This window comes from Mesorhizobium sp. M0028 (assembly GCF_040323855.1).
Classification (GTDB): Bacteria; Pseudomonadota; Alphaproteobacteria; order Rhizobiales; family Rhizobiaceae; genus Mesorhizobium.
In genome coordinates this window covers 1-15,998 of sequence record NZ_JAMYVG010000003.1, presented here as the reverse complement: position 1 = coordinate 15,998, position 15,998 = coordinate 1, and the positions used below count along the sequence as shown (strand labels likewise).

Genomic DNA, 15,998 nt, shown 5'->3' with positions numbered 1-15,998 from the left:
CCCGGCAATACCGAAATTTTCAAAGTCAAAAACAAAAAACCCGCCTCGAGGGCGGGTCGTCGGTGACAATCATCACCATACCCATATTAGTAGCATAGCTGCCGGCACAAAGCAAGAACAAAATACGACACGGCCGGCAAAAAGCGAGGTCGGTGTTCACGGACAATTGCAAGGTCGCGTTCTGCCGCGCCCCCCTCTGCCCTGCCGGGCATCTCCCCCACGAGTGGGGAGATTGGCCGTTACACTGGCTTTCGCCAATCTCCAACGTTGCAGGACTGAGCGAGGCGCCGCAGCTGCCAATCTCCCCCCCTGTGGGGGAGATGCCCGGCAGGGCAGAGGGGGGCGCCGTAGAGCTCCAACGCGCGGAGACTTCTCATGACTTGGCTCACCGTCACCCGAGGCACGGCACCCCTGCTGGTCTCGATCCCGCATACCGGCATCGATCTGGCCGGCCTCGACAACCGACTTATCTCGCCCTGGCTCGGCCGCCGTGACGCCGACTGGTGGATCGACAAGCTTTATGATTTCGCCGAGAGCCTTGGCGCGACGGTGGTGCATACGGCGATCTCGCGCACCGTCATCGACGTCAACCGCGATCCGTCTGGCGTTTCGCTCTATCCCGGCCAGACGACGACTGGGCTCTGCCCGACCGAGACCTTCGACGGCGATCCGCTCTACCGCGAAGGCGAGGAGCCGGGGCCGTCTGAGATCGACGAACGCCGCGAAAAATTCTTCGTGCCCTATCATGCCGCGTTGCAGGCCGAGATCGACAGGCTGCGCGCTTTGCACGGGAAGATCGTCGTCTATGACTGCCACTCGATCCGTTCGGTGCTGCCGCGCCTGTTCGAAGGCAAATTGCCGGTCTTCAATCTCGGCACCAATGACGGCAAGAGCGCCGATCCGGCGTTGCAGGAGAAAGTCACGCAGATTGTCGCAGAAACCGGCGAGAGCTTTGTCGTCAACGGCCGCTTCAAGGGCGGCTGGATCACGCGTCATTTCGGCCAGCCGCAAGCCGGCGTCCACGCGCTGCAGATGGAGCTCTCCAACCGTGGCTATCTGCGCGAGCCCGAAGGCAAGGGCGAACCGGATAACTGGCCGGTGCCTTACGACGCCGAATTCGCAGCGCCGATCCGCGTCACGCTGAGAAAGATCCTGGAAACGGCGATCGCCTGGGCTGAACGCTGACGCACGGCGCACCTCACTCGAAAGGGACAATCATGACCGATCCTCGCCACAATATCCGTGAAGTGCGCAGCCCGCGCGGCAGCGAGCTCAACGCCCGCACCTGGCTGACGGAAGCGCCGTTGCGCATGCTGATGAACAATCTCGATCCGGACGTCGCCGAAAATCCCAACGAACTGGTCGTCTATGGCGGCATCGGCCGGGCGGCGCGCACCTGGAACGATTTCGACCGCATCGTTGCCTCGCTGAAGACGCTTGCCGACGACGAGACGCTGCTGGTGCAATCCGGCAAGCCGGTCGGCGTGTTCCGCACCCATGCCGATGCGCCGCGCGTGCTGATCGCCAATTCGAACCTCGTGCCGCACTGGGCGACATGGGAGAAGTTCAACGAGCTCGATAGAAAAGGCCTTATGATGTACGGCCAGATGACGGCCGGCTCATGGATCTACATCGGCACGCAAGGCATCGTGCAGGGCACCTACGAGACCTTCGTCGAGGCAGGCCGTCAGCACTATGGCGGCAATCTCAAAGGCAAATGGATCCTGACCGGCGGCCTCGGCGGCATGGGCGGTGCCCAGCCGCTCGCCGCGGTCATGGCCGGCGCCTGCTGCCTGGCGGTCGAATGCGATCCCGACCGCATCGATTTCCGGCTGCGCACCCGCTATGTCGATGAGCGCGCCGACACCCTCGACGAGGCGCTGGAGAAGATCGAGCGCTGGACCAAAGCCGGTGAGGCGAAATCGGTCGGCCTGGTCGGCAACACCGCCGACATCGTGCCGGAACTGGTGCGGCGCGGCGTACGCCCCGACATCGTCACCGACCAGACCTCGGCGCATGACCCGCTCAACGGCTATCTGCCCAAGGGCTGGTCGCTGGCCGAATGGCGCGAGAAGCGCACCAGCGACCCGAAGGCGGTCGAAAAGGCTGCCCGCGCGTCGATGCGCGAGCATGTCGAGGCGATGGTGGCGTTCTGGAACGCCGGCGTGCCGACGCTCGACTACGGCAACAACATCCGCCAGGTGGCGAAGGAGGAGGGGTTTGAGAATGCCTTTGCCTTCCCGGGTTTCGTGCCGGCTTATATCCGTCCGCTGTTTTGCCGCGGCATCGGCCCGTTCCGCTGGGCAGCACTTTCCGGCGATCCCGAGGATATCTACAGAACCGACGCCAAGGTGCGCGAGCTGACTCCTGGTAACACCCATCTGCACAACTGGCTCGACATGGCGCGTGAGCGCATCGCCTTCCAAGGGTTGCCGGCCCGCATCTGCTGGGTTGGCCTTGGCGACCGCCACCGGCTCGGCCTCGCCTTCAACGAGATGGTCGCCAGCGGCGAACTGAAGGCACCGGTGGTCATCGGCCGCGACCACCTCGATTCCGGCTCGGTCGCCTCGCCGAACCGCGAGACGGAGGCGATGAAGGACGGCTCCGATGCCGTCTCCGACTGGCCGCTGCTCAACGCCTTGCTCAACACCGCGTCCGGTGCCACCTGGGTGTCGCTGCACCATGGCGGCGGCGTCGGCATGGGCTTTTCGCAGCATGCCGGCATGGTTATCGTCGCCGACGGCACGCGTGAGGCGGCCAAGCGCCTTGAGCGGGTTCTGTGGAACGATCCGGCGACGGGCGTCATGCGTCACGCCGACGCCGGCTACGACATCGCGATCGAGTGCGCCAGGGAGAACCAGCTCAACCTGCCCGGCATATTGGGCTGAGCGCGCCTTGCGCATCCTTCGGGCCTCGGAATACCGGTCGATGCCGTGGAAGAACGGCGGCGGCGTGACGACGGAGATTGCCGTCTCGCCGGCAGGTGCTGGGCTCGACGATTTCGACTGGCGCGTCTCGATGGCGCTGGTCGAGGGCGGCGGCCCGTTTTCCGGCTTTCCCGGCGTCGACCGGACTTTGGCCTTGCTGGAAGGCGAGGGCATGGTCCTCGATATCGCCGGCCGGCCGCCGGTCGAAATCACCAAGGCTTCCGCACCGCTTGCCTTTCCGGCCGACGTGCCAACGCAAGCGACGCTGATCGCCGGTCCGATCACCGACCTCAACGTCATGACCCGCCGGACCCGGGCGATCCACCAGATCGAGCGCCTGTTGATTTCGGCTCCGACGAAAATCCGGTTTGGAGCCGATGAAACACTCATCCTGTCCCTCGACGGCGAGCTTAGGGTGGCCGGCGCCGCGCCCGTGCAACTGGGGCCGCTCGATGCGCTGTTGCTCGGGCCGCAAGCGCCGGAACTGCGCCTTGATCCCGTCCGGCCGGCGATGCTGTTCGTGATCCGCATCGATCGCATTGCCGGCAACGATTAACGCCTGTTTCCAAACATGATCGAGACGCCGGTCAAATATTGCGTAAGCTGGTCCCTGCATCACGAAAAAGCCTGAATCTTCCGCCGATCAGAAGCCGAAACGATGCTCGGAGGCGCTCGCCTGGAAGTTGTCGAAAGACGACACCTTGTCGTGGTGCGGAAACAAACATTCGGCCAAGTGTTGCGATGCAACCAATTGCATTTGGACCGGTTTTAGGGACATTGCCGTGGCGGTGACGCCGCACTGCGTCCCCAACACGGAACCTTAGATGAATATCCAGACCAATCTCGCACAGATCGAAAAGACGAGCGCCAGCTTCCCGGCTGTCACCGACGAGCCGATACGCTCCCATTTCCTGACGGAAGATCGGCTGCGCGCGTTGGGCGCAGCCCTTGCCAATGGCGATGCCAAGGATTTGTTCGGGCTGACGCCTTTCGATTTTCAGGCGCGCATCCGCGACAGCGCCAGGAAGATTCTCGATGTCTACCGTTCCACCAACGCTGCCCAGGCGAGGGGCGAAACGATCACGCCCGCGGCACAGTGGCTGCTCGACAACAACTACCTGGTCGAGGAGACCATTTTCCAGGTCAAGCGCGACCTGCCGCGCCGCTTCTATCGCCAGTTGCCGACGCTGAAACTGTCCGACGGATCCAGCGTGCCGCGCGCGTTGGCGGTCGCATGGACCTATGTCGCGCATTCCGACAGTTCCGTCTCGTCGGCCATGTTCAAGGCGATCGTCGAAGGCTTCCAGTCCGTCGAGCCGCTGAAGATCGGCGAACTATGGGCGCTGCCGTCGCTGCTGCGCTTTGTCCTGATCGAGAATCTTCGCCGGATCGCGGTGCGCGTCAATCGCACGCGGGAGTTGCGCCAGATCGCCAACGAGGTCGCCGACCGTGTGCTGGCGACGGACGACAGCGCCGACCGGCAGACGATACTTTCCGGCTACAGCGCCCATGCGCAGGACACCACCTTCGCAACCCAGTTGCTCTACCGGCTGCGCGACGGCTCGCAAAATGCCGGCAGGGCGCTGGAATGGCTGGAGGGCGAGCTGGAAAGGACGGGCTCCGACGCCGAGGAAATCATCCTCAGCGAGCACCGCACGCTGTCCAGCGGCAATGTGACCACCGGCAACATCATCCGCGGCCTGCGCCTCATCAATGACATCGACTGGACGGTGTGGTTCGAGGGCGTCAGCCGCATCGACACTTTGCTGCGCGAGCGCACCGATTTCGCGGCGCTCGATTTCTTTTCGCGCGACCAATACCGGACTGCGATCGAGGAGCTGGCACGCCGTTCCGATCTTTCCGAATTTCGCGTTGCCGAACGGGCGATTGAACTCGCCGGCCATGCTGCCGATGCGCCGGGCTCCGAAACCGGTCCGATCGCTCACACCGACGTCGGCTTCTTTCTGGTCGGTCCGCGCCGGATGGAACTGGAGCGGTCGATCGGCTACCGGCCTACCATCGGCAAGACGATCAACCGGACGTTCCGCAAGACCGGATGGCTGGGCATCGTCGTGCCGGTGTTTGCGCTGACGGTCCTGCTTCTGGTCGTCTCCGGCAATGCGCTCGCCAATCTCGGCCTGTCAGTGCCGTCGATCGTCCTGATGCTGGCCCTGTTCGCGGTGCCGGCCAGCGAAGGCGCGCTCGCATTCTTCAACACCGTCGTCTCGCTGTTTTTGAAGCCGACGCGTCTCATCGGCTATGATTTCAGGCATGGTGTACCGCCCGAGGCACGGACGCTGGTGGTGGTGCCGTCGCTGATCGGCTCGCGCGACGACGTTGAGGAGAACATCCGCAACATCGAAGTGCATCACCTCGCCAACACGGCGGGCGAGATCCATTTCGCGCTGCTTTCCGACTGGCCGGACTCGAAGACCGAGATCGATACGGCGGATGTCGAAATCCTCGAATTCGCCCGCGCCGAAATCGCCCGACTGAACGCCCGCTATCCCTCGGATGGCGCGCCGCGCTTTTATCTGCTGCATCGGCGCCGGCTCTACAACGCCTCGCAAGGCGTCTGGATGGGCTGGGAGCGCAAGCGCGGCAAGCTGCACGAATTGAACCTCTTGCTGCGCGGCGACAGCGACACCACCTTCCTGCCGTTGGAAGTGCCCTTGCCGGAGAGCGTCGTCCACGTCATGACGCTGGACGCCGACACCCGCACAACCCGCGACGCCGTCGCTGCGCTGGCCGGCAAGCTTTGCCACCCGCTCAACCGTCCGCATTTCGACGCGGCCCGGCGCGAGGTCACGGCCGGCTATTCCATCCTGCAGCCGCGCATCACCGCGTCGCTGACCAGCGGCGACGAGGCGTCGTTCTTCCAGCGTGTCTTTTCCGCCAATCGCGGGCTCGATCCGTACGTCTTTGCCGTGTCGGACCTCTACCAGGACATCTTCGGCGACGGTTCCTTCACCGGCAAGGGTCTCTACCATGTCGATGCCTTCGAGGCGGCGCTGAAGGGCCGTATCGAGGAAAACACCATCCTCAGCCACGATCTGCTCGAAGGCGCGCTGGCGCGATCGGCCTTGGTCACTGACGTCGAACTGGTCGAGGACTATCCGACCCGCTATTCGGTCGACGCATCGCGCCACCATCGCTGGGCACGCGGCGACTGGCAGCTTCTGGGCTTCATCCTCGGCCCGCGCTCAAACGTGCCGGCGCTGTCGCGTTGGAAGATGGTGGACAATCTGCGCCGCTCGGTGACGCCGATCTTCTGGGTGATGGCCGCGATCGCCGGCTGGACGCTGCTGCCCTTCACGCAGGCGGCGCAATGGCAGGCGCTGCTGATCCTCACGCTGTTCATGGCGCCGACTTTCGACATCGTCAACGCCATCCTGCCGAAGAGCGGCGACCAGACGCCGCGCGGCCATTTCTCGGCACTGGCGCGCGACGTTGCCTTCGGTACCGCCCTGGTGGCGCTGAAGATCGTGCTGATGGCGCATCTTGCCTGGATGATGGGCGACGCGATCATCCGCACGCTCTACCGCCTGTTCGTCAGCCGCCAGAACCTGCTCGAATGGCGCACCGCCTCGCAGGCACACAAGGGCGGCGACAACGATCTCGGCTCCTATTACAGCATCATGTACGGCGCGGTGATCATCGGCGTCGTCGGCCTCGCTGTGCCGGTGCTGGCCGATTCCACCGGCGCCTTCGTCGCCTTCTTCTTTGCCTTGTTCTGGATCGGCTCGCCCGCCATCGCCTGCTGGATCAGCCGTTCGGCCGAAACCGAGGATCGCCTGCGCATATCGGCCGCCGATATCCACGCGCTGCGCACCGTGGCGCGGCGAACGTGGCACTATTTCGAGACCTTCGTGACGGCCGAGCATCACCATCTGCCGCCGGACAATTTCCAGGAAAGCCCGGCCCCCGTGGTGGCGCCCCGCACCTCGCCGACCAATATCGGCGTCTACCTGCTGTCCGTGATTTCGGCACGCGATTTCGGCTGGATCAGCCTCTCCGACGCCGTCAACCGCATCGACGCGACCATGTCGACCATCGAGAGCATGCCGCGCGATCGCGGCCATCTCTTCAACTGGTACGACACCACGACGTTGAAGCCGCTCTATCCGCTGTACATTTCTGCCGTCGACAGCGGCAATCTCGCCGGCCATCTGGTGGCCGTGGCCGCTGCCTGCGCCGAATGGGCGGAAGCGCCGTCGGTGCATGTGCAGGGCGACTTCGAAGGCATCCTCGACACCGTCACCATCCTCGACGAAAGCCTTGAGGAGTTGCCCGACGACCGCCGTCAATTGCGGCCCTTGCGCCAGCGGCTCGCCGACCGTCTCGACGGCATGCGGCGGGCGGTGGAATTGATCAAGGCGCAGCCGGAGATGGCGTCGATCCGCACTATCAACCTGGCCGTCCTGGCCGGCGAGATACGCAAGCTCGCGACAGCCATCCACACCGAGGCCGCATCGACCCAGAGCGACACCATCGCCGATTGGGCGGCCAGGCTCGAAGCCACCTGCGAGGCGCATGTCCACGACGCGCACAGCGACGAAAACGCCGTCGCGGCATTGCGGGCCAAGCTTCTGACCTTGCGCGAGCGCACGCGCCGTTTCGCCTTCGAGATGGATTTCTCGTTCCTGATGCGGCCCGAACGCAAGCTCTTGTCGATCGGTTACCGGGTCGAAGAGCATCAGCTCGACGAAAGCTGCTACGACCTTTTGGCCTCCGAAGCGCGGCTGACCAGCCTGTTCGCCATCGCCAAGGGCGATTTGCCGACCGAGCACTGGTTCCGGCTCGGCCGGCCGATCGTCGAGATCGGCTTCCAGGGCGCGCTGATGTCCTGGTCCGGCTCGATGTTCGAGTATCTGATGCCGCCGCTGGTGATGAAGGAGCCGCAAGGCAGCATTCTCAACCAGACCAGCAAGCTCATCATCAAGCGCCAGATCCAGTATGGCCGGTCGAAGAACGTTCCCTGGGGGATTTCGGAAGCGGCCTACAACGCCCGCGACCGCGAACTGACCTATCAGTACACCAATTTCGGCGTGCCCGGGCTCGGGCTGAAGCGCGGCCTTGGCCAAAACACGGTGATCGCGCCCTACGCGACCGTGCTGGCAGCGCAGTTCACGCCGCATGAATCCGTGCAGAACTTGGCCAGGCTGAGGCGGCTGGGCGCACTGGGCCGGCATGGCTTTTACGACGCGGTGGATTTCACGCCGCAACGCGTCCCCGAGGGTACCGACCACGCCGTCGTGCTGAACTACATGGCCCACCACTCGGGCATGTCGATCGCCGCCGTTGCCGATGCGATCTTCGAAGGGCGCCTGCGCGACCGCTTCCACAGCGATCCGGTGATCGAGTCGGCCGAATTGCTCTTGCAGGAAAGGGCGCCGCGCGACATCCCGACGGCGACCGTCAGGACCGAGGCCGACGAGCGCTCCAAGGACGAGACCGAGCTCGAGAGCCCGGATACACGCATCGTGCTCGATCCGCTCAGGGCGCTGCGCTCGACCAGTGTCATGTCCAACGGCCGCTACTCGGTCATGGCTACCGCCACTGGCTCGGGCTACAGCCGCTGGGGCGAACTTGCCGTCACGCGCTGGCAGCCGGATCCGACCGAGGACCGCCTTGGTTCCTACATTTTCCTGCGCGACGCCAGCAATGGCGACTGGTGGTCGGCCACCGCCGAGCCGAAGCGCGCCACCGACGAGCGTGTGCAGACGCTGTTTTCCGACGACAAGGCGAGCTTCGTCAAATCGATTGGGTCGCTGCGTTCGGAGGTCGAGTGCATCGTCATCTCGGAAGGCAATGGCGAGGGCCGGCGGGTAACGCTCTACAATGACGGCGCCGCCGACCGGCACATCGAAGTGACTTCGTATGCCGAACTGGTGCTGGGCTCCGAGCCCTCGGACAATGCGCATCCGGCCTTTTCGAAGATGTTCGTGGAAACCGAGATTGCACCGAACAACGGCGCGATTTTCGCCACCAGGCGCAAGCGCGAAAAGGACGAACCCGATGTCACCATGGTGCATTTCGTCACCGATCCGTCTGGATCGGCGCGTGATGCCGAGGCGGAAACCGACAGGCGCTCCTTCATCGGCCGCGGCCGCACCATCACGGACGCGGCTGCCTTTGATCCCGGCGCCAAGCTTGGCGGCCATTCCGGCTTCACCCTGGATCCGATCGCCTCGCTTCGCCGGCAGGTGCGCGTGCCGGCCAACAAGAAGATTTCGCTGACGTTCTGGACCGTCGTCGGCGCCGATCGCGCCGAATTGGATGCCGCTATCGCACGGCTCGACCATCCCGAAAGCTTCTCCCGCCAGGCGATGCTCGCCTGGACGCGCTCGCAGGTGCAAACCCGTCACCTCGGCCTCAGCCTGTCCGACGCCGCCAATGTGCAGAAGCTGGCCCGCTACCTGATATATCCCGATCCGTTCCTGCGCCTTCCCGGCGAATCCATCGCCTCCGGGCTCGGCAGGCAGTCCAGCCTGTGGCCGACCAGCATATCTGGCGATTTTCCGATTTTCCTGGTCAGGATCGCCGATGTCGCCGATCTGGAGATCGTCGCCCAGGCGCTTCGCTTCCAGGAATACATGCGCGCCCGCGGCATGATGATCGATTTTGTTGTCGTCAACGAGCAGGCTTCGTCATACGTGCAGGACTTGCAGCGCGCGGTCGAGACGCTGTGCGAAAACAGCCGGTTGCGCGGCAAGGAGCTTGGACCCCGCCAGCACATCTTCGCGGTGCGCCGCGATCTGATGGAGGAAACGACCTACAGGACTTTGCTCGCCGTCGCCCGGGTGGTGCTGCATACGCGTAACGGCACCATCTTCGACCAGATCGAGCGCGCCGAGGCCGCGGCACTGCAGGCGCGAGACGCCGCCCTCCAGCCGGCAGACCTTGCAGCGCTTCGCGAGCCGTCCTTGCCGGTACCGACGGCGCAAGCGTTTGCCGCCCAGGCACTGGTCGAGGCCCGCGTCGACGGCAGCGGGCTCGACCAATGGAACGGTTTCGGCGGCTTCGACGGCGGCGGACGCCACTACGTCGTGCGTCTTGCCGGCCGGCGCACGACGCCGCAACCGTGGATCAACGTCATCTCCAACCCATCGTTCGGTTTCCACATATCGGCTGAAGGCGCTGCCTTCACCTGGAGCCGCAACAGCCGCGACTATCAGTTGACGCCGTGGTCGAACGATCCGGTCACCAACCGGCCGGGCGAGGCTATCTATATCTACGATCATGCCAGTGGCAAAGCGTTCTCGCCGCTGGCTGCCGTGGTGCGTGACCCGACAATGACCTACGAAACCTGGCACGGGCAGGGTTTCTCGACGTTCCGTTCAAAGCGCGGGCCGCTGTCGATGGACCTGACCCATGTCGTCGATCCCGTCGATCCGGTGAAGATATCGCGGCTGCGCATCCAGAATTCGGGTTCGGCGCCGATGCGGCTACGCGTCTACGCCTATGCGGAATGGGTTCTTGGCGGCCATCGTTCGCGCACCGCGGCAAGCATCGTTCCGTCCCGGGATGCCGCGACCGGCGCCCTGCTGGCGCAAAATCCCTATGGGCTCGATTTTGGCGAACGGATCGCCTTTCTGGCCGCCGACGGTGCGGTGCATTCGGTCACCGCCGACCGCGGCGAATTCATCGGCAGGCTGGGCACCAGCGAGTTTCCGCATGCCGTGCTGAGCGGCGCCGGCCTGTCGGGCCGTGTCGAGGCCGGCGACGATCCCTGCGCGGCCATCGCACGCGACATCGACATCGCTGCCGGCGGCGACGTCACGCTGCTCTGGCTGCTCGGTGACGCGGCCTCGCCCGAGGAGGCCAGCGCGCTGGTGCAGGCCCATCGCTCCAGGGATTTCGATCAGCGGCTGGCCGACAATGAGCGCACGTGGCGCGGCTTTCTCGACACCATCCAGGTCGAGACGCCGGACAAGGCACTCGACGCCATGGTCAATCACTGGCTGCCCTATCAGAGCCTGGCCTGCCGCATCCGTGCCCGCTCTGCGTTCTATCAGGCAAGCGGTGCCTTCGGCTTCCGCGATCAACTGCAGGACACCTTGGCCTTGCTGGCGCATGACCCCAAGCTGGCGCGTGATCAGATCCTCAATGCGGCGCGGCGGCAATTTCCCGAAGGCGACGTGCAGCATTGGTGGCTGCCGCGCACAGAGGCAGGCGTTCGCACCATGATCTCGGACGACGTGGTCTGGCTGGCCCACGCCACGGCGCGTTACCTGCTGGTGACGGGCGATACCGCGATCCTGAAGGAGCAATTGCCTTTCATCGAGGGGCAGGCGCTGGGCGAAGGCGAGCACGATGCTTTCTTCATCCCGGAAATCTCGAAGAAGACAGCCTCGCTCTATGACCATTGCGCGCGGGCGCTCGATCTTGCCGTCAAGCGCAGCAGCCCAGCCGGGCTGCCGCTGATCCTCGGCGGCGACTGGAACGACGGCATGAACCGCGTCGGCGAGCACGGCAAGGGCGAGAGCGTGTGGCTGGGCTGGTTCCTGCTGAAGACGCTGGGCGACTTTGCCGCTGTCGCCAAGGCGCAGAGCGATGCCAAGCGCGCGCAGGCCTGGGCAAAGCACGCCGAGATGCTGAAGCGGGCGCTGGAAAGCACCGCCTGGGATGGCGAGTGGTATCGGCGCGGCAGCTTCGACGACGGCACGCCGCTCGGCTCGCGCAAATCGGACGAGTGCAAGATCGACTCGATCGCCCAGTCCTGGAGCGTGCTTTCGGGCGAGGGCGACCCGGCGCGGTCGACGACGGCAATGGGGCAGGCGCTGAAAACGCTCGTCGACGACGAGCTCAAGATCGTCAAGCTGTTCACCCCGCCGTTCTCGAGGACGGAAAAGGACCCGGGCTACATCAAGAGCTATCCGCCGGGGGTCCGTGAAAACGGCGGCCAATACACGCACGCGGCGACATGGTTCGTCATTGCGCTCGCCGAGATGGGTCGCACCGACGATGCCTACCGTTGCCTTTCGATGCTCAATCCGGTCAACCATGCACTCGATGAAGCCGCGGCAGAGCGCTACCGGGTGGAACCCTACGTCGTCGCGGCCGACGTTTATTCCGGGCAGGACAAGGGCGGCCGCGGCGGCTGGACCTGGTATACCGGTTCGGCGGGCTGGCTTTATCGCGCGGCGGTCGAGAGCATTCTCGGCATCGAGCGTCGCGGACAGCGCATTCAATTCACGCCGAGACTTCCCAGCCATTGGGACGGTTATTCGGCGACCCTGAAGATGCTGGGCGCCGAGATCAAGGTACGCGTCGTCCGCGACAAAAAGGCTCGGGCCATCTCACTTGAAGTGAATGGCACGAAGACCAAATCTTCGTCCTTCGAGCCAAAAGCCGGAGACAACGCCGAGGTGATCGTCAGAATACCGGCCTAGATTCAAGGGCTTGGAGCGTCCCTTGCGCTTCCCCAGGGAACGCACGGGCACTCCAAGTGCCTCTACCGGTTATATTTGCGTTTGACCTTGCTGAATGCCTGCACACGACTTTAGACGTCGTGCCCGGGGTCTTGCTGATTAAAATTGTGGCAGTGCTTTCCAGCTGCCATGATTTTGCCGCAACGCTGACATTTCACCTTTTATCTCAAACTGTTAGACGATCACGGCAAATTTCGAAGCGTCGTCATCTTTTGTTCGCGGAATGGGAACGGAAGAGGTAGACGAGCATTGTTTTGCGACGCGTCAACCGATACGAGTCAAAAAATGACGCACTGCACCATAAATAATTGGCGGAGTAGCTGAAGTGTCACTTCTGCAAATCTACTGGCGAGCCCTTGGTTATCTCGCTGCCGACAGGAAACGCGTTGCGTTTATCTGCGGGGCGAATGTCGCGCTTGCCATTATCGCCATTCTCGAGCCGATCATGTTCGGCCGGGTGATCGATGCCATTTCGGACCGCGGCTCGGTATTCTCGACGCTGGCGATGTGGGCCGGCCTCGGCGCGTTCAACATCATCGCCTTCGTGCTGGTGGCGCGCGGCGCCGACCGCTTTGCCCACCAGCGGCGCAGCGAGGTTCTTTGCCAGTCGTTCGAGCGCGTTATCACCATGCCGCTAGCCTGGCATCATCAGCGCGGCACCTCCAATTCCCTGCACACGCTCCTGCGCGCGGTCGAGACCCTGTTCAGCCTCTGGCTCGAATTCATGCGGCAGCATCTGTCGACCGCGGTCGCGCTGGTTCTGCTGGTGCCCACGGCGCTCAGCATGGATATCCGCATGTCGATGGTGCTGCTGGCGCTTGGCGCGCTCTATGTTGGCATCGGACGGCTGGTGATGCGGCGCACCAAGGAAGGCCAGGCGGCCGTCGAGCGGCATTACCACAAGGTGTTTGCGCATGTGACCGACTCGGTCAGCAACGTCGCTGTCCTGCAGAGCTACAACCGCATCGGCCACGAGACCGAGGCGCTCAAGCGCTACGTCAAGAACCTGCTCGATGCACAGAATCCGGTGCTCGACTGGTGGGCGATGGCCAACGCGCTGCACCGGCTGTCGTCGACGATTTCGATGATGGTGGTGCTCTTGATTGGCGCCTATCTGGTGACGCACGGCCAGTTGCGCATCGGCGACGTCATCGCCTTTACCGGCTTTGCCACGCTGCTGATTGCCCGGCTCGACCAGATGTCGGCTTTCGCCAACCAGATTTCCGAGGCACGCGCCAAGCTCGAGGAATTCTATCATCTCGAGGACTCCGCTTCCGATGCCGCCGAGCCCGACGGGCTGCGCGACCTCGTCAACGTCACGGGTCATGTGCGTTTCGAGAATGTCTGCTTCGAGTTCGGCAATTCCGGGCAGGGCGTCGACGACGCGTCGTTCGAGGTCCAGGCCGGCCAGACCGTCGCCATCGTCGGCCCGACGGGCGCCGGCAAGACGACGCTCATCAACCTCCTGCAGCGCGTCTTCACGCCGTCCGGCGGCCGTATCCTGATCGATGGCATCGACACCCGCACGGTGACCCGCAAGTCGCTGCGCCATTCGATCGCCACCGTGTTCCAGGATGCCGGCCTGCTCAACCGCTCGATCGAGGACAACATCCGCGTCGGCCGTGCGGAGGCGACCTATGACGAGGTCCATGCCGCTGCCAACGCCGCCGCCGCGCAGGATTTCATCCTGTCGAAGAGCGAAGGCTACGACACGGTCGTCGGCGAACGCGGCGGACAGCTGTCCGGTGGCGAGCGCCAGCGCATCGCGATTGCCCGCGCCGTGCTGAAGGACGCGCCCATCCTGGTTCTCGACGAGGCGACCAGCGCGCTCGACGTCGAGACGGAAGACCGCGTCAAGGACGCCATCGACGAATTGCGGCGCGGCCGCACCACCTTCATCATCGCCCACCGCCTGACCACCGTTCGCGATGCCGATCTGGTCGTGTTCATGGACAAGGGCCGGGTGGTCGAGATGGGCGGGTTCACCGAACTGTCGCTGCGCAACGGCCGCTTCGCCAGCCTGCTGCGTGCTGGCGGCCTGCTCAACGACGAGGAGGTTCGCCGCCTCAGCCATCCGGTGAACGAAGCCGCCTGAGTGGCACGGTTCACCTTCTCCCTTTGTTGTGGGAGAAGGTGTCACCGTAGGCGACGGATGAGGTGCGCTCCAGCTCGGCGCACACCTTCATCCAAAATCCAGACTGCGGCGCACCGAGTAGCGCCTTACTCCGTCCAGCATCCCTCATCCGTCTCGGCGCTGCGCGCCAATCCACCTTCTCCCACAGGGGAGAAGGGGAGACCGCGTCACCGCCACGGCTGCAAGCTCTCATCGCGGACCTAGGCGATAATTGTGTCGCAGACGGCGTTCAGATCCCGCAACTCCAGCTTGGCGCAAAATCTTCATCCAAAAATGGAGATGTAAGCGCACTGCAGATCAGGATGTGAACCCGTAAATCGGGATTGACCGGAAGGGCCTCGGTCTGCGTTCAGGGCGCAAGCTCGCAAAAGCGGTCGATGGAACAAGGCAGCCCCTACGCGCAGCCTCGCCGAATTGGCCCATCGCGCTATCACGACCTCTGATCGGAAGCGGCGCCCTGCAATGAAATAGGTCAAGACCGATGTCGATTTCGGGGAGGCTCATTCGTCTCACGATAGGAAGCCGAAGAAATTTGCCCAAGCAAAGAAACGGATACGATGACAATCACTATCACAGCATTTGAACGATCACCCGATGGCGGCAAGGGACTGGCGCGCGATACGCGCGTTCGCTGGGCGCTCGAAGAAGTGGGTCAGCCTTATGAGGTTCGTCTTGTTTCCTTCGCAGGGATGAAGGCGCCTGACCATCTGGCAATCCATCCTTTCGGCCAGATCCCCACCTATGAGGAAGGTTCTCTCTCGCTGTTCGAGACCGGCTCGATCGTCTTTCATCTTGCCGAGCAGCATGCGGGCCTGCTGCCGAAGGATCGCGATGCCCGCGCACGCGCGATCACGTGGATGTTTGCCGCACTAAACACCGTCGAGCCGCCGATCCTGGAATTAACGACGGCAAGAATATTCGAAGGTGACAAGCCTTGGAGCGAGGAGCGCTTGCCGTTGGTAAAGGACCGTGTTCGCGCTCGGCTGGACAAACTCTCGGCTCACTTGGGCGTCGCCGACTGGCTCGATGATGCGTTCAGCGCGGGCGACCTATTGATGGTATCAGTGCTGCTGCGACTAAGAATGTCAGGCATTTTGGACGAATATCAAAACTTGGCTGCCTATGTAGCGCGCGGGGAAGCACGGCCCGCCTATATCCGGGCTTTCGCCTCGCAATTTGCGATCAACGCCCCATCAACCAACTGCCGACAGCAGGTTTGAAGTCTGCCGCCGAGCGTTTGACCAATGCTCGACGCTTCCAGCTTGACCGCTTTTGGCGTCGACTTCGGCGCGATCAAACGCCCCGATTGGGTTGCTTACCGACTGGCGGCTTTCATATTGCGATGAGTTCTGATTCAGGCTCGACATGAGCCGTCATCCGGCTCGGAGCCACGCGCCGATCCACCTTCTCCCACAAAGGGGCCTGTTGCGTAATTCGCTGATTGTGATTCTCTGAGGTGGACGGTCTGAGGGAATCGCGATGGCAGTGAAGCAGACGGGCCAG

6 protein-coding genes are annotated in these 15,998 nt (G+C 63.6%); all 6 read left to right on the top strand.

Going from position 1 to position 15,998, the window contains the following annotated elements; genetic code table 11:
• The first annotated feature begins 375 nt into the window (after positions 1 to 375).
• Positions 376 to 1,185, top strand: a complete 810-nt coding sequence (hutG, locus tag NKJ93_RS07810) for an N-formylglutamate deformylase (RefSeq protein WP_352481267.1) — start codon at positions 376 to 378, stop codon at positions 1,183 to 1,185.
• 32 nt (positions 1,186 to 1,217) lie between these two features.
• Positions 1,218 to 2,888, top strand: a complete 1,671-nt coding sequence (gene hutU / locus NKJ93_RS07805; protein ID WP_352481266.1) for a urocanate hydratase — start codon at positions 1,218 to 1,220, stop codon at positions 2,886 to 2,888.
• Between the two features lie 7 nt (positions 2,889 to 2,895).
• Entirely contained in the window at positions 2,896 to 3,483 is a 588-nt protein-coding gene (locus tag NKJ93_RS07800) for a HutD/Ves family protein (protein ID WP_023717208.1), read from the top strand.
• Between the two features lie 268 nt (positions 3,484 to 3,751).
• Complete coding sequence (locus NKJ93_RS07795) at positions 3,752 to 12,322, top strand: glycoside hydrolase family 94 protein (protein WP_352588445.1); 8,571 nt, start codon at positions 3,752 to 3,754, stop codon at positions 12,320 to 12,322.
• 364 nt (positions 12,323 to 12,686) lie between these two features.
• Positions 12,687 to 14,456 carry a glucan ABC transporter ATP-binding protein/ permease gene (locus NKJ93_RS07790; protein WP_023717211.1) on the top strand — a complete coding sequence of 590 codons (1,770 nt, stop codon included), beginning with the start codon at positions 12,687 to 12,689 and terminating at the stop codon, positions 14,454 to 14,456.
• 596 nt (positions 14,457 to 15,052) lie between these two features.
• Entirely contained in the window at positions 15,053 to 15,715 is a 663-nt protein-coding gene (locus NKJ93_RS07785) for a glutathione S-transferase family protein (RefSeq protein WP_352588442.1), read from the top strand.
• Positions 15,716 to 15,998 lie beyond the last annotated feature (283 nt).